At 41.6% G+C, this 15758-nt stretch carries 13 protein-coding genes and 1 pseudogene; 8 read left to right on the plus strand and 6 right to left on the minus strand.

Annotation, left to right across the window (positions count from 1 at the left end):
- The 5 genes and pseudogenes from H6G79_RS31925 to H6G79_RS31945 all read left to right on the plus strand — a co-directional run.
- Window positions 1-234 (plus strand): annotated as a pseudogene (locus H6G79_RS31925) (hypothetical protein); the annotation flags it as partial.
- Between the two features lie 77 nt (window positions 235-311).
- On the plus strand, window positions 312-623 hold the full coding sequence (locus H6G79_RS31930) for a hypothetical protein (RefSeq protein WP_190594498.1): 312 nt from the start codon (window positions 312-314) through the stop codon (window positions 621-623).
- Between the two features lie 39 nt (window positions 624-662).
- Window positions 663-1202, plus strand: a complete 540-nt coding sequence (locus H6G79_RS31935) for a hypothetical protein (RefSeq protein ID WP_190594499.1) — start codon at window positions 663-665, stop codon at window positions 1200-1202.
- A 78-nt stretch (window positions 1203-1280) separates the two neighbouring features.
- Window positions 1281-1670 (plus strand): hypothetical protein, encoded by a 390-nt coding sequence (locus H6G79_RS31940; RefSeq protein ID WP_190594500.1) that lies wholly within the window; start codon window positions 1281-1283, stop codon window positions 1668-1670.
- A 161-nt stretch (window positions 1671-1831) separates the two neighbouring features.
- Window positions 1832-2683: an Rpn family recombination-promoting nuclease/putative transposase gene (locus tag H6G79_RS31945; RefSeq protein ID WP_190594501.1), complete on the plus strand. Its 852-nt coding sequence runs from the start codon at window positions 1832-1834 to the stop codon at window positions 2681-2683.
- 26 nt (window positions 2684-2709) lie between these two features.
- Here the strand turns inward: H6G79_RS31945 and H6G79_RS37550 are convergent, their stop codons facing one another.
- Window positions 2710-2844, minus strand: coding sequence for a hypothetical protein (locus H6G79_RS37550; RefSeq protein WP_277877390.1), 135 nt, complete (start codon window positions 2842-2844; stop codon window positions 2710-2712).
- Between H6G79_RS37550 and H6G79_RS31950 the strand changes: the two genes are divergently transcribed.
- A complete protein-coding gene (locus H6G79_RS31950; protein WP_396019824.1) occupies window positions 2807-8407 on the plus strand; it encodes an RHS repeat-associated core domain-containing protein in 5601 nt (1866 codons plus the stop codon). The two genes, H6G79_RS37550 and H6G79_RS31950, sit on opposite strands and share 38 nt — an antisense overlap.
- 3 nt (window positions 8408-8410) lie before the next feature.
- Window positions 8411-9475 (plus strand): ankyrin repeat domain-containing protein, encoded by a 1065-nt coding sequence (locus H6G79_RS31955; RefSeq protein ID WP_190594503.1) that lies wholly within the window; start codon window positions 8411-8413, stop codon window positions 9473-9475.
- 150 nt (window positions 9476-9625) lie between these two features.
- Here the strand turns inward: H6G79_RS31955 and H6G79_RS31960 are convergent, their stop codons facing one another.
- From H6G79_RS31960 to H6G79_RS31970, 3 genes are all read right to left on the minus strand, one after another.
- Window positions 9626-9877: a hypothetical protein gene (locus tag H6G79_RS31960; protein WP_199334115.1), complete on the minus strand. Its 252-nt coding sequence runs from the start codon at window positions 9875-9877 to the stop codon at window positions 9626-9628.
- A 181-nt stretch (window positions 9878-10058) separates the two neighbouring features.
- Window positions 10059-10400 (minus strand): Ycf66 family protein, encoded by a 342-nt coding sequence (locus tag H6G79_RS31965; RefSeq protein ID WP_190594504.1) that lies wholly within the window; start codon window positions 10398-10400, stop codon window positions 10059-10061.
- Between the two features lie 65 nt (window positions 10401-10465).
- Entirely contained in the window at window positions 10466-11686 is a 1221-nt protein-coding gene (locus H6G79_RS31970) for an ISL3 family transposase (protein WP_190594505.1), read from the minus strand.
- Window positions 11687-12015: 329 nt separating this feature from the next.
- Between H6G79_RS31970 and H6G79_RS31975 the strand changes: the two genes are divergently transcribed.
- Window positions 12016-12492 carry a hypothetical protein gene (locus H6G79_RS31975; RefSeq protein WP_190594506.1) on the plus strand — a complete coding sequence of 159 codons (477 nt, stop codon included), beginning with the start codon at window positions 12016-12018 and terminating at the stop codon, window positions 12490-12492.
- A 6-nt stretch (window positions 12493-12498) separates the two neighbouring features.
- On the opposite strand, the gene H6G79_RS31980 is transcribed toward H6G79_RS31975, so the two are convergent.
- The gene (locus H6G79_RS31980; protein ID WP_190594507.1) at window positions 12499-13791 is read right to left on the minus strand and encodes a hypothetical protein; all 1293 of its coding nucleotides are present in this window, start codon (window positions 13789-13791) and stop codon (window positions 12499-12501) included.
- 89 nt (window positions 13792-13880) lie between these two features.
- Window positions 13881-15596 carry a hypothetical protein gene (locus H6G79_RS31985; protein ID WP_190594508.1) on the minus strand — a complete coding sequence of 572 codons (1716 nt, stop codon included), beginning with the start codon at window positions 15594-15596 and terminating at the stop codon, window positions 13881-13883.
- Window positions 15597-15758: the final 162 nt, after the last annotated feature.

Genomic DNA, 15758 nt, shown 5'->3' on the forward strand with positions numbered 1-15758 from the left:
CTGAGCGAAGAATTAGAAACCGCTTGCCAAAAATACGGTTTAACTCACGGAGAGATTGACTGGCTCAGTTTCAGCACCACCCTCTATTTCAACCGTCAGCGTGTGGGTTTCCTTGGCTGTAACCTTGAAGGCAAATGGTACAGCAGGTGCAGTCAGTTGGGCAGCAGTCGCACGGCTATCGATATTGATGCGGCGATCGCCCTATTAGGAATCAGACAACCTGTTGCGGCGTAGAACCGCAAGTAGAAAAGCGGTCGCATCTTTAGAGAGCGATCGCTACCTCACCACAATAAATGCAAATTACAGCAAATATGTCATTCGTTCAAGATCCTGACTGGGGTGATTGCTGTGAACCAATACTTCTGTCACCAACCCATCCAAACGCAGAGTTAATCGAAATCTCTGGCTACACGCTGGTTTACTGTTCCGGTGTTTGTCCCAAAATCTACCGTGTTTACAAAGGCGAATCAATGCTGGGTTTGGTGTTTCAACACATCACCCATTGGTCAAACGAAGTAGATGCAAATCAGTATGCTAAACCCTTGAACGCAGCAGTGGCACTCGATGACTTTTTCCTGGCTGCAAGTATGACCAAAACAATTGACGAAAACATTGCAGCTTAATTTCAGTTTTTCAACCTTAAACAATATCTTTCTAAAACAATGGAACCGACAATCTCAATCCCGCAAGACTGGCAATACCCTCGCTTTGGCTTTGGCGGACGTACCGAACTCGGTGTAATCATTGGACTCAAATATTACGCCGAAGACACATATTTAGCTAACGAATATGGTGCGGGTTGGCGTTATATTCTGTTGTTCGACAAGCACGGTGAAGATGAAGAACACCGTACCGAAGATGAAATTCAACTGCTCTCACCACAGGAATTAAAAACAACGTTAGAAGCAGAAATTCAGAATCATCAGCGTCAAATTGAATCGCTAAAACATCAATTAGACGCTATTCCTGCAATTGTGTTGACAGCTAACCCTACAGTTGAAGAAACCACCCAACAGCCCCAAGAACCGCGTTATCCATCTCTGCACGATTTGGTTAATGGTGCAAAGTTCCTCATTCAAGAGATTGCAAAACATCCCGATTATCTAACACTTGAATATCAGCCTGATCTAACTATTGGTGATGCTGACACTGCGCTTTCTTATCTGGAATTGGAACTTGAGCCTCCAGAAAACAGCAGATGAACTCTGGGGTGGCGATTCAATTACAAATCGCCACTAAAAATATTATTCCTATTTTGATGAATACTTGGAGGTTTATTAATGAGTATTAAATGGACTCAACCAGAATTAGCAACTCTTTACGAAATGGCGGAAACACATACAGTCAAACAAATAACCTTTCGCCTCAAAAGACGTGGTTTTCATCGTACAGAATTAGCTATTGCTAATAAACTTAATGCTTTGGGTTACTCTATACGTCCTACCCTTGACAATTACAGTTGCAGTGAGATTGCAAAACACCTTTGTCTACATCCAACTACTATTATTTACTGGATAAAGCAGGGCTGGCTGAAAGCTAAAAAACGTTCTGTTAGTTGTTATCAAGTCAAAAGCCGGGATTTAAAACGCTTTTTCAAGAACCCTCCTAAATCAATGCAGAAGCGGATTGCGGCGATAGATCCGCAAGTTGTTCGGTATTTGGTGGGGTAGTTATATCGCAGACAAAAATAAGATAATTAGAATAAAGGCGATTCCAAAAGTGAGTCGCCATATTTTTATTTTATCTAATATAAAAACTTAATTCACTATTAATTAATCAAGGTATAATTACTTGTACAATCTTCATCAATAATTCAGATAACAAATAAATTATGATTGACCATGACAGACTATTTAAAGAATTACTTTCTACCTTTTTTGTTGAGTTCTTAGATTTATTTCTGCCGCAAGTCGCCAGCCAGATAGACCGTGATTCAATTCAGTTTTTACCCCAAGAAGTGTTTACTGATGTCACTTCTGGAGAAAAGAAAGAAATTGATTTACTGGCGCAAGTGCGTTACCAAGGACAAGAAACTTGTTTTTTAATCCATGTCGAAAATCAGTCTTACACTAAGAAAGAATTTGCCAAACGGATGTTTAAATATTTTGCTCGACTGCACGAAAAATATGATTTACCAATTTATCCAGTGGTAATTTTTTCTTTTGATGAGCCAAAGCGTCCTGAACCTCAAAACTATCGCGTTAGATTTGGCGATTTCAATGTGTTGGAATTTCAGTTTGCTGCTATTCAACTCAATCGTTTAAGTTGGCGGGATTTTCTAACTCAACCAAATCCAGTAGCCGCAGCATTGATGGCAAAAATGAATATTCCCAAACAAGAGCGTCCGCAGGTAAAAGCAGAATGTTTGCGATTGCTGGCAACGTTAAGATTAGACCCAGCCCGAATGCAATTAATTTCTGGGTTTGTGGATACATATCTGCGTCTGGATGCAGCCGAGGAACAAGCTTTTCAAGCGGCTATCGATACAATGGGGTTAACACAGCAGGAGGAAATTATGGAAATTGTTACTAGTTGGGAAGAAAAAGCTGCCCAAAAAACAAAAAGAGAGATTGCTGCGAATTTACTACGTGAGGGGATCGCAACTGAGACAATTGTGCGAGTCACAGGGTTAACGCCAGAGCAAGTGCAGGAATTACTCTCACAGCTAACTCAAGAGAATTGATATCAACCACGCTCCCAGCATCACGTCTACTCCCGTGTATGTGGCAAATGTTGGTAGTGCTTACCAGTATCAGGTGCAAGCCAAGCAACTGACCCGGACGTAGGCGATCGCCTAACGTACCAACTGCTTTCCGTTCCTGCTGGGGTAACTGGTATTACCATTGATGCGACTACTGGGTTATTGACCTGGAGTAATCCAGTGGCTGGTAACTACAGGATTGTGGTTGGGGCTGTAGATGATGGTGGATTGGGTGCTGCACAAGGGTTCAATCTGACTGCAAGGGCAAATAATGCCCCAGTGATTCGGTCAACTCCTGTGTTAACGGCTACTCCAGGGAGTGCGTATGGCTACGACGTTATAGCCGCAGATGTGGACGGCGATCGCTTGGTATATTCCTTGGATCAGGTATCCCGTGACAAAGGTATTACCCTTGACACGCTAGGACGATTGCGCTGGAATCCGACCGTTAGCAATGTTGGCACACACCGCATTGTGCTATCAGTCAGTGATGGCATCACTTCTACGCCGCAGCAGTATGATCTTGTAGTTGCGGCTGACCAGGAAGCACCAATAGTTAGGCTGATTGCGAATTACGACACGGTTGACCTGGGAGGAACGGTCACATTCCAGGCACGGGCTACGGATAACATTAAAGTGGCTGGGCTGCAACTGCTGGTCAATGGTAATGCTGTGGTGCTTGATGCGAATGGTATGGCGAGATTTACGCCAACCACCGCCGGAACCATTTTTGCCAAGGCAATCGCCACTGACACTGCTGGTAATATCGGGCAGGCAACTTTCGACGTGGCAGTAATTGATACCAGTGACATGAATGCACCTGAAGTAAGTCTGAATCTTGGTGCTTATGCTGGTAGTTTGGTAACTGCGCCGATTGATATTAGAGGTTCGATTTCGGATGATGGGCAGTTAGATTATTACCGCTTGTTGGTTGCTCCTGTTGCTGGTGGCGAGTTCCGAGAAATTGCGTTTGTCGATAATCCCACTGCGATCGCTAACGGAGTGCTGGGTAAATTCGATCCGTCGCTGTTGCAGAATGACAGCTATATCTTGCGGCTGGAAGTTGCGGATAATGGCGGTAATATTTCGTACTCCGAGGAAGTGGTGGATGTTGCTGGCGAGTTGAAGCTTGGGAATTTTAGATTAAGCTTCACTGACTTGACTGTTCCCGTGACTGGTATACCCATTACTCTCACTCGCACCTATGACACGCTCACTTCGGGTATTACCGATGACTTTGGGTATGGGTGGCGGATGGAGTTCCGCGACACTGACCTTCGCACAAGCTTGCGTCAGCCGAGTGAAGAGGATGCGTTGATTGGCTACCAGTCGGCGTTTAAGGATGGAACACGGGTTTATATTACTCTCCCTGGTGGTAAGCGGGAGGCGTTTACGTTCCGTCCCACAGTAGATCCGATATTCGGTTTGGCAAGTGCGATCGGTGGTGTCAATAATACGGTGTACAAGCCAGCTTTTGTTGGCGACAAAGGTGTCACCAGCACGTTGACCGTGAAAAGTGCGCGGATTCTACGGAAGGATGGGACGGATGAGTATGTCGGGCTGAATGGTGGTATAAATTACAATCCGGCTGACGTGAATTTTGGTAACGTTTATGTTTTAACCACGAAAGAAGGCATAGTTTACGAAATAGACGCGGCTACGGGTGATTTGTTGACTGTAACCGACACTAACGGCAACAAGCTTACTTATACGGATGAGGGAATATATAGTTCTGCCGGGAAACAAGTCACGTTCGAGAGGGATGCTCAGGGTAGAATTGCTGCGGTCAAAGACCCGATGGGTGAACTCATTCGGTACACCTACGATGCGAAGGGTGATTTGGTGAGTGTTAAGGATCAAGAACAATTTGAGACTCGGTTTGTTTACGACGGTCAGCGATCGCATTATCTTAAGGAGATCATCGATCCCTTAAACCGCACTGGTGCAAAAGTTGAGTATGGGGATGATGGCAGGCTGAAGAAAACACTCAATGCTACAGGTAATTCTGTAGAGATTGACTACGACCCTGCAAACTCGCTGCAAACAGTTAAGGATGTGTTAGGGAACCCTACGACATACGAGTATGACACCAGAGGTAATGTTGTACGGGTTGTTGACGCACTGGGTAATCAAACCCGCATAGTATATGACGACAATAACAACCTGTTGCAAGTAACAGATGCTAATAATCTCGTAACTAAGTACGAATACGATGACAAAGGCAACCTGAAGTCACGTACAGAGCAATACTGTGGTTGTGCCACTGTTACGCCTGGAACTTCATACTACACTTACGACAAGTTCGGCAACATGGAAACTCTGGTAACGCCGACTGGTGCATCCATGATCATGAAGTACGATAGCTATGGTCAAATGCTATCGATGAAGGATGGTAAAGGAAACCTGATTCAGTCGTTCAGTTATTACGCAAATGGGTTAGTAAGAACTGAAACGGACTCAACTGGTACAACAATCTACGAATATGACGACTTTGGTAATGTTATTAAAACCATTGATATAAATGGCAGTGTAACAACAGCAGAGTATTATGCCGACGGTAAGCTAAAGCGGATGGTAGAAGATAATGGTACTCCTGATGATACTAGTGATGATGGAATTTATACTTTTGAATATGACAAATTAGGCCGTGAGAAATTTATCGATTACGGGAATGGTACTTGGGTTAAGCATCAATATGAGGGTGCTAGTGGCAGTTGGACTAAATTAGAAACTCCTACTATTGGTAAAATTGAGCGTAAATTAACTGCTGACGGCAAGTTGGTTGGCTGGATAACTCCTGATGGTGGTACACCAACATTCAAATATGATTTAGTTGGGCGTTTGTGGAGAGAAACTGACGCTAGTGGTACTGACATCACAGAATATAGCTATGATCCTGTTGGAAGATTAACCAGTGTCAAGAATTTACAGACAGGTGCAACCACAACCAAAAAATATGATGCAGGTGGTCGAGTAATTGAAGAAGTCGATACACTGAAGGCATTTACTCGCTACCATTACAATACTCGTACAGGTCGTCTTGATTCCACCGAAAACGGTAAATATTTAACAAATGCTTACGGTAATCTCATCCTTGATGCCAATAATAATCCCATAGTTGATACAACTGTGGAGATACGGACTTATGGCTACGAATACAATAGTTTACAGACAACAGTAATAGACCCATTAGGACGCAGAACAACAAGTGTTGTAGATGATTATTACCTGCCAAAAGAAACAATTTATCAATTGCGTGATGGCAGTAAATTTAGTAAAAAAATAGATTATCTCTACGCAAATAGTCTACAAGAAGCTAAGGATTATCCTACTAGAGTAGTAGATATTGGCAGTAATGACCGAGTATTTGAATATGATGAAGTGGGTAGATTAAAATATGCTACCGATCTAGGCGATAATAAGTATCTCTACACTTATGGCGATGATGGGTTAGCGAAGATTACTTCCCCAACAGGTGAAACTTTACAGTATAACTATGATGCACTAGGCAATTTGGCAAAAGTCACATATGGCGATACTAATTTCAAGCAAATGACATATCGCACTAGTGATAATCGTTTGGAAACCGTAACATTGCCCAGTGGCGAAACTATTATCTACGATTACGATGAGGCTGGGCGGGTAAGATCGCAAACTTCGTCTACTAGCGGGAGTGTCAGCTTCACTTACACAGCCGAAGGTGCAGTTAAGACAATGACTGACTCTACTGGCACAACGACTTATCGCTACAACAGTAGCCAGCGTCTTGAAGGGATTGATTCTCCTAACGGCAGCAGTATTAGCTATACGTATGACATTGTGGGACGGATTAAGACTTTGACAGAGAAAGGGTCTGCTACTGCAACAGCTTATACTACTGAGTATGATTATGATGCTTTTGGCAATCTTAGCTGGATAAAAGACCCTGCTGGCGGTATCACTAGAATGAAGTACGATGTAGTAAACCGTTTGCAAGAACGGACGCTGCCTAATGGTGTGAAAACAGCTTATGAATACGATGACCTCGATAGAGTTAAGTCGATTGTTCATACAAATGCACAAGGTCAAGTATTAGCATCTGTAACTTACGAGCGTCAGGGTATCGGTGAACCTAGTAAGATAATCCGTGAAGATAATTCCTATGTGTTATTAGAATATGATTCAGCACTACGGGTTGAAAAAGAATCATATTACAATGCGGCTGGACAACTTCTGAAAGAAACCAAGTATACCTACGATGCTTCTGGCAAGCGACAAGTACAATCAACAAGCACAGGCGATCGCACATTCAATTACTCTACTGGTTATCAACTTGATACTGTCACAGAAGCAGGTGAAACCGAAAACTACGATTATGACGCTAATGGTCGATTAACGCTGATTGAGCGTGATGGTAAGACCCTCGATTTAAACCACGATGCTTATGACCGCTTAACTAGTGTTGAAAATGAGACAACTGGCCAAACAACGCAATATATCTACGATGGTCAAGGTAATCGAGTTAAAGCAATAGAAGGTACACAAGAACGCAGATTCTTAGTTGCTCCAGCAATGGGTGGTGGATTACAGTCAACCGACCTTATCACTGATGGTAGCGGTAATCTCATCAGCAATTACATTTACGGTGGCGGTAGCAGTCCCTTCATACGGTTAGATGCTAACGGTAATGCTGTGTACTACCTCACCGATGCAATGGGTAGTGTAATAGGATTGGCTGACGGTAGTGGTGCAAGTTCAGGTAAGTTTCTGTATGATGCGTTTGGGGATATTCTCTCGCAGGTAGGTGGTACAGATAGTAATGCGGGTGGTGATTTTAGGTTCCAAGGGCAGTGGTTAGAATCTGAGAGTGGGTTGTATCACTTTAGGGCGAGAGATTATGATCCTGCAACAGGCTTATTCTTGAGCCGTGACCCAGTGGATATTATGGAGATGGAGCCGGAGAGTTTTAATCCCTATCAATTTGTGTATAACAATCCCTACATATATAGCGATCCAACAGGGATGTTTACTATTACTGAGGCTAATGTTACTAATGCCATTAATAAAATTTTAGAATCCATAGAAACAAATACTAAATATCAATTCCAAGAGGGAATTAAGGATAAAATAAAAGAGATTTCTACTGAAATCTTGACCAGTTTTATTAAAACAGTTACTCCCTTTAATTTTCAGCCATTCATTAATCCAAAGGGTGATGTTGGTTTTGTACTTGAAGATTTATTATTGGGTTCTGTACGTCAATTATTACAAGATGTTCCTTTTCTTGATAAATTATATGTTGCAGTAGGAATTAATGACGCAGGGGAACCAAAATATAAAGGATTTAACATTAATGATAATATTGATTTGAATGCAAAGAAACCAACAAGCTTCTCTTATCCTGACTTTATTTTTAAAGAGGGTGAACCTGTAGATACAGATAAAAATCCTCCAGCATATCTAATTGGAGATATTAAATTTGATGCTGGACAAATAAAAGTACAGAATGATACTCAGTTAAAAAGGATTTTAACATATACAAAATATCCTGGTGTAGGTAGTGGAAGTCTTAAGGCAGTCGCAAGAACTGGTGGAGGCCATACTTATGCTCCATTTGCCTTGTATTTAAGTGTAAAAAAATTGACGGAAGATGAAGAAAACCATTATGAGAAATATGCTTTGAAGAATTTCGGTGTTGTTTTATCTCTACTTGATTTTGGTTTATAGAATATGCTGTTAGATTCTCTTTTACTGTTAAATGCTGTACAGTCGAACGATATTCAAAGAGTTAAAGAGCTAGTATCGAATTATCAAATAACTCCTGACAATGCTTATCAATCTCTGATTGAAGCAGTAGATAAAGAACTTTTAGAAATCGTTAGACTCTTTGTCAAAGCAGGATTAGATGTAAACTTTGAGTTGTTGGATGGTATACCTCTTGAGCGTGCTGTTATGACAGGAAATTTACCTATAGTAAAAGTACTACTTGAAGGTGGTGCAGACGTAAATTATCCATTGAAATCTGATGATAATTACACACCACTATTTTCTGCTGCTTGTAATGGAAATATAGATATGGTCAAACTATTAGTTGAAGCTGGTGCGGATGTTAATTGTCTGTGGAGTGGAAATTATGCTCTACAAGGAGCCGCAGAAGGTGGTCATGAAGAAGTCTATAATTACTTATATTCATTGACCAACCCTGAATTGAGAGAGGGGACAAGAGAACGTTTATTAGTTGGTATACGTATAAAGTCAAGAGAACAGTTAGCTAATCCACAAATTAATGTTCTTACTGATGCAGTTGATAACGACAACCTATGCCAAGTTAAGGAAATTATTGCTAGAGGAGCAGATATTAACGCTCCTAATACAGATGGGTTAACTGCTCTTATTACAGCATCTGCTAAAAGTAGATTATCAATATTAAAAGAATTATTAGTATTAGGTGCTAATCCAAATATTGGAGATGATGATGGTAAAACTCCATTAATGTATGCTGTTGGAGAAAGTAATAATAGAATTCATATTTGCATAAATTTAATTCAGGCTGGAGCAAATATTAATGTTCAAGATAATTATGGAAGGACAGCCTTAATGGAAGCAGCAAATATTGGCAGTCCTAGCTGTGTTCAATTATTGATTGAAATGAACGCTGACATTAATATCAAAGATTGCGAGGGAAAAAGTGCTTTAGATTACGCTTTGCTTCATTCTCAAGACAATTATTTTTGGGCTGCCAATGTCAACTATCCTGCTGTTGTTGAAATTCTTCAGCAGGCAGGAAATATATGATAAAGCTGCTGTTAGGGAACAAATAAGATTAATATATCATTAAAGTAAGCGTCATTCAGAAAAACAGCAGATCACTACTCATTCCAATTTTCCAATTCCCTACTAACGCAACCAATTTGCAATTGCGGAAACTTTACCAGGTTCCTTGTGTTATAACTCCCCCACCGGACACCGCCGCATCATCTCCTGCAACACCACCGCCTCACCATCCGCCGTATACACAACCTCCCCCGACATCGCAATCACAATCCTCTGTTGCCTCGCCCATTCAAACCATTCCTTCACAGCAGATTTTACCTGCGCTGACTCCGGTTTCCGCCCTTCCTTGCAAGCAACGACGAATACAGCCTCTGGTGATTTAATGCCTTTCCAAGTCCGTATCGCCTCCTTCAAGTAAGCCATCGCCCCTGGCACATTTTCCCAGCACCGCCTCACTGTACGTTGAATCTCTGCATTAAGCCGAAACTCTGGGGTACAAGGGATTTCTCATAACTGTTTCAATACAAACGTTACTTCTATTGACTGGAAAAATTGATTTTCTTTTAGCTTAGAAGCGTAATTATTGGTCTAGTATATTATCACTTTATCTAATTCTCAAAATTAGATTGAATATAATATCTCTAAAGCTTAGATAAATAACTAGCAACAACAATAAAAACTGCTGAAATTGCATAACTGGGTCTAAACGCCAACCCTGAATCATTAATATTATCCCAGATATCAAAATTACAATAGGTACTGCTATTCCTTGGACAACATAAATTACTAAAGCCGAGTTTGTTAGAGAATTTTTTCTTGAAACCAGCCATCCTATCATCAAAATTAAATAAATGATTGCTACGCCTATATACAACAACGCAATCAACTTAATTTCAATCAAGCCAGATGTTTTCACTCCAATATTAACCTGAGCCAAATTGAGCATTTGTAAATTCCTATTTTTTTATGAAGTATCATTGTAGCCGAGTAAATAAGGCTCTTGCGCCTGTTTTATGGAGAATTAATACTAAAGTGCCAGTTTAATAAACTGCGTAGACGGAAATTGTTGAAGTTACGGAAACCATATCCAAGACGTTTAATCAGCTTAAGTTTATTATTAATACCTTCTACAGTACCACTGGTAGTTCTACCATCAAAATAACCAACTATTTCCCCAAACCATCTAATCATTGTTCCGATAGATTTGGGAAAAAATAACATGGCATCGTACATCCAATCCAATAATTCAATGATGCTATCTCCCCAAGATGTGTGAAATTCAAATATTTGTCTAAATTTTTCTTTTAAGGAGTGCATCTTTGCTAGATTTGGTGATACTTCTTGGACAGCTTTCAATTTGGTTTTTTGCTCTTCGTTTAACGAGTCTTCATTTTTAATTAAGCTATATTTACTTTTATTTAATCCGGCTAATATTCGTTCTTTTTCTGATTTATCTTCTAAAGACATTGCTGCTTTTTTCTCAGCTTTACGCATTTGATCTAATTCATCATTTACCTGTTTCATTACATGAAATCTATCAGCAGTTATATTTGCATTTGGCATTAATTCTTCGACTAGAATTTTATAGGGAGACCACAGGTCAATACTCACCTCTTGGATTTGAGAGAGTACCTCAATTCCCCATCGAGTCAGGACTTCGCGGATTTCCTCTATCCTTCTTGTTTTCACTATTTCAATCGGTCTATGGGTATCTAAATCTACTATTACTGCTAGATAATTTCCTTCCCCTTTTACTAAGGCTATTTCATCTATCCCTAACCTTTTTACTTCTCTTAAATTTATCTTCTGTATTTGCTCTACTTGCCTTTTTAACATTGATTCTACTGACTCATCACTGAGGTCATTTCTTTTAGCAACGCTATGAATGTTGCTATTCAATACTTGCTCTACTATGTTAGTGGCTAATCTTTTTGTATATCCTTTGCTTTTTTCTACAAATTCTAGTTTCTCACTAAACACTTTTTTACACTTATGGCATTTAAATTGACGACGATTGATTTTTAACAGAACTGGTTTTTCACTCCACGGTAAATCATGAATCATTCGCCAATGGTCTTGGTGTATACTTTGAGTAATATTTCCACAATTTGGACAGGTACAATAGTTGACGGATTTTTCGATTGTGATGATTATTCCTGCTCCTTCCACTTCTTGGCAATCTAACACTTTCATCTCTGGTAGATTTAGGATTTGCTCTACGGGAAATTTCATAACTATCGCCGCCAATGCCTATTCTTGATATATAATTATCTCACTTTCGGTAATTAAACATACCTTCAATGCTGTAAAGTGTTGTATCTACTCTAGTTTAGGCTTTAATCTTTATAAATTTCATCCCTTAATTTTCATTACTTTTTCCTTTCTCCATAAAATATCCGAAAGAACCGTAAATAATTAACTTAAAAGAGTTAAAACCCTGAAATTCTTACATGGCGAAACTACTCTTCTCAAAATGGCTTTACATATAGTTAACATCCAGCAGATTGCCAGAATTTAATAAAATATAAATTACTCAGTCAATTTTGAAGGATAAATTAACTGTGTGGTTCTGGGACAAAGACTCAGTTGAATACGAGATATTTAAAAAATACGAACGAGCGTTAGTCAGTCTCGGCGTTAACTTTTCACTCGAAGAAGTTCAAAACGCTTTAGAAGGCTGCACCTATGGTTTAGAAGATGCGTTCAGAAGCACGATTGATTACGTACTGTGGCTACAAAAGCAAGAAAAGCAATATTTTCCAAATGCGATTTTGACTAGTGCATTACGAGAGCAATGGAAACCAAAAGCATGGCGTGATGAGTATCTGGAACTACCAAATCTAGAGTCACCGGGGCAGAGGTGGTGGAATGCAGCAGCTAAAATGTGGGGGTACGATGTCCGTAATCGCCTTGTTGCGGATGTTTTTTATGACAATGGCACAGAGTTCATAAAATTTACCAACGACAAAGAAATTACGGTAGAGACTGCGTGGCGTTGGGAGTGGGAACGGTTGCTGAAATATGCGACTAATCGATAGCACTTGTTATTCGTTCCACTTCACCAGCAGCCCATCCGCAGCCACAAGACCCCAATGTGGACACTTCGCCACCAGTTTCTTGATCACAATCCTCAAAGCAGGGTCATCCGCCCAACATTCCATTAGAAAGTCATCCCCAGGATTTTCGCGCCATTGTTCCGCTATCTTGAGCTTTTCCATACGCCAGGGTCGTATTCTTGATCTCTCAACGACAGCCTCATAAGACCACTTCTCAGGATCGGAGTCAGCCGTCTCAGCACAAACACCTTCATAATGGGCTTTTGGTTCCTGTGCTGGCAAATTCAACTCGGCAGGGGCGGCGGAAAATGCGTCTTCATGACTAATTTCCGGCTCATCACCCAAGTCCTGGTTCTTTACTATCAACGAAGCAGACAGACTCTGTTGAGCTTGGTTTTGGGGTTGACTGAGATTTTCAGAATTTGAATCGTCAGGGGCGGCGGAAAAAGTGTCCTCATGACTAACTCCCTGCTCATCACCCAAATCCTGATTCTTTTCTACCAACGAAGCAGATTGACCTGGCACAGCATCCACAAGCGTCAGCGTCGTGCAGTCCGTTACCGCAGGTAACTCTTGTTTCTCTTCCACGCTTTTAAGGGTTTGAGGCGACGCACCCCCCAAGGGTGCGTCAGCCGTCTCATCACCATACAAATTTTCGTTTTGCGTGGAAGAACTAACTACCTTACCAACAACCTTAGTTGGTTGTTGGTAGGTAGTTAAAGAATAGTTAGAAACGTTGTTAGGTTTCTGGAACTCTTGTAAATACTCACTTTTTTGACCATTCTTTTGGAAATGATCCAAATCGGGCTGGATTTGTTTCTCTTCGGGTTGGTTTTGGTTTCTCCCGGTGTGGTTAATTTCCTTCCCGGCGTGGACGGCTTTCTCGTCACAAGAATTGGTTTCGCCGGACGTGGACGATTCCCAGTAAAAGCGATTGTAATAACCGTGCAGGTTACGGACGCGATAACCTATTAGCCCAGGTCTGCCGGAAGGCAATCGACCAAACACTTCCTCATACTGAAATAAACCTTGAGCCGTCAACGCTGCACCTGCTTTTTGTAGCGACTTATAAGTGAGGTTCGTTTCCAGCTTGTGAGCAGACCCACCAAATTGCTCTGCTGCAACCGAGTCCAACCATAGCTGCTGCACACAGGGCGGTTGTTGTCGTACCCAGTTGATATCCTCAATCGAGATTTTGCAGTGGGGTCGAACTGGTTTTTCCTCTGTTCTGCGATCGCCTTTATTTTGGCCACCTTTGATTGCTTTTAATGCTGTAGTCATAATTTCTCCTAAAATTAAGCATGACAATATGGGCGACATAGTTCTAATGCCGCTTTGTGAATTCAAAATGCAAAATTAAAAATGCAAAGTTAATTTTGAATTTTGAATTTTAAATTTTGAATTGATTGGTTGTTGTCCTGCCAGAACCGCAGTTCGTCTTTGAAATAGCGATCAGTCTTTTTGGGCTTGTCTCGCCAGTGATCCCAAGCCACCCAGACTTCATCCCCCATGTCTTCGATGACTTCACCTTTGGCGTTGTACAAAGCGCAGTAGATATCCGCATGGGCAACGATGGAACCCAGCCCAATCACTTCACCATCAGAAGAATCAACGGGGTTTTCTTCAGGAACCATTGGTTCCGTAATGATTGAGGATTCGGCTTTCTCCAAAGCAGTAATTAACTCTGTCTCTTCGGTGGTCAATTCTCCCCAGTAGTCGTTTTTAATAACCTCATACTCAGTAGCCACTTCCAGATAGTCCCACCAGCTACACCCAGGCTTGGACAGCACAGCCCGAATGTCGCTTACTGCTTGGGGTAGTAGCTGTAGCTGTTCGGCTCGATATGCGATCGCTTGCGGGGTTGGTTCACTGCCCAGAATTAACGCCGCAGCTTCTAAGGCTTGGGTGTTGTTCATGGCTGTGGCTAAATTCCCCAACGCAATACCCATGAGTCGTAAGCATTCGGTGGCATTTTCTTTGGGTGGTTCAACAGCAAGCGATCGCAGGTCTATGGTTTTGTCTAGAGCTTGCTTGACTTGTTTGTTCAGTGCTTTAGTGGCTTGTTTGGTAAAAGTATTATTCCATTCCTGAGCAGGACGTTCTTGTACAGCGTTCTCCAATTCCTGGATACGTTTTTGTAGCCGTTGGTTCTCAAGCTCTAGCTGTCTTAGCCCTTCCAACTTGAAAAGCCGATGCTGTAACTGGATATTTTCTTTCTTTTGTTGCTGAAGCAAGTTTTGTAAAGTGGTGAGTTGTTGTTGTACTTGTTCTTCTGCCCTGGCATTGGCTTCTGAGAGTAAACCAATTCTCAAGTCTTGCTCCAGGCGTTCAAGTTCTTGCTGATGCTGCTGTTTGAGTGCGGTGATCGCTTCGGCGTATTCTTTGGGGTAGGTTCGCTCGGTGGTAAATGACTCAATTGCGTTATTACTCAAATCCGCATTGTTCACCAGTTCCCTGCTGCCATCCTCAAAGGTAATAATCTGCTGCCTTTGATTGGGTGGATCGGCTGAGATGGTTCCTGATTGTCCGTGTCTTGGATGAGTTGGTGACGTAACCGTAACTGTGGCAGGTTGGGGAACCAGTGGTTCCTGAGTTTGGTGAAATACTGGTTCTTGAATTTGAGGAACCATTGGTTCCTGAGCAATAGTTTTCTGGCGTGGCAGCCGAGGAACCACCTTGTTAGCCGCAGATGCAAAGTCTGATTCGCTGGGTGAGGGGTTTTGCTGGAGTGCGATCGCAACGGCTTGCTTTAGCTTTTCTGGTTCCTTAACCAAACGCAGCAATGAACGGGCTTGACGCTCATTCTTGATATATTCACCTAATTCATCGGCTGTGTCCCTGACTTTCTTCGCCCCTAACAGTTGATTGATTCTGCGATAACCACCCCAGGCGGATAGTTCAGCTTGGCAGTATTCCTCAAAAGACTTGTAGCCAGCTTCACGATACAGTTGTTGATCTCGCATTTCAAGCATTTCATCAACTGCTTGCCATTCAAAGCGGTCAATGGCGGTGAAGGTTTCTTTAATGCTGTCGTTGAGAATGCTGTAGCTGGGTGCTGGTGTTGTTTCGTGGTCTAGTGTCAGCATGATTATTGCCCACGCTTGGTAAATGCACAAAAAAAGACAGAGAATGCAATTTAACCAAAGTGAACACTGATACTGCTCTTTGGATTACCCCAAAAATATGTCAGCATTATAATAAGCTCACTTTGTTGTCCAACAATCTGAGTAGGCGATCGCATTGCTTGG

Source organism: Anabaena sp. FACHB-83, assembly GCF_014697485.1.
Taxonomy (GTDB): Bacteria; Cyanobacteriota; Cyanobacteriia; order Cyanobacteriales; family Nostocaceae; genus Nostoc_B.

Bases quoted from the DNA above. Each gene is read 5' to 3' on its own strand.
- H6G79_RS31930 (WP_190594498.1), top strand. From the start codon at position 312: ATGTCATTCGTTCAAGATCCTGACTGGGGTGATTGCTGTGAACCAATA.
- H6G79_RS31935 (WP_190594499.1), top strand. From the start codon at position 663: ATGGAACCGACAATCTCAATCCCGCAAGACTGGCAATACCCTCGCTTT.
- H6G79_RS31940 (WP_190594500.1), top strand. From the start codon at position 1,281: ATGAGTATTAAATGGACTCAACCAGAATTAGCAACTCTTTACGAAATG.
- H6G79_RS31945 (WP_190594501.1), top strand. From the start codon at position 1,832: ATGATTGACCATGACAGACTATTTAAAGAATTACTTTCTACCTTTTTT.
- H6G79_RS37550 (WP_277877390.1), bottom strand. From the start codon at position 2,844: ATGGTAATACCAGTTACCCCAGCAGGAACGGAAAGCAGTTGGTACGTT.
- H6G79_RS31955 (WP_190594503.1), top strand. From the start codon at position 8,411: ATGCTGTTAGATTCTCTTTTACTGTTAAATGCTGTACAGTCGAACGAT.
- H6G79_RS31960 (WP_199334115.1), bottom strand. From the start codon at position 9,877: ATGGCTTACTTGAAGGAGGCGATACGGACTTGGAAAGGCATTAAATCA.
- H6G79_RS31965 (WP_190594504.1), bottom strand. From the start codon at position 10,400: ATGCTCAATTTGGCTCAGGTTAATATTGGAGTGAAAACATCTGGCTTG.
- H6G79_RS31970 (WP_190594505.1), bottom strand. From the start codon at position 11,686: ATGAAATTTCCCGTAGAGCAAATCCTAAATCTACCAGAGATGAAAGTG.
- H6G79_RS31980 (WP_190594507.1), bottom strand. From the start codon at position 13,791: ATGACTACAGCATTAAAAGCAATCAAAGGTGGCCAAAATAAAGGCGAT.
- H6G79_RS31985 (WP_190594508.1), bottom strand. From the start codon at position 15,596: ATGCTGACACTAGACCACGAAACAACACCAGCACCCAGCTACAGCATT.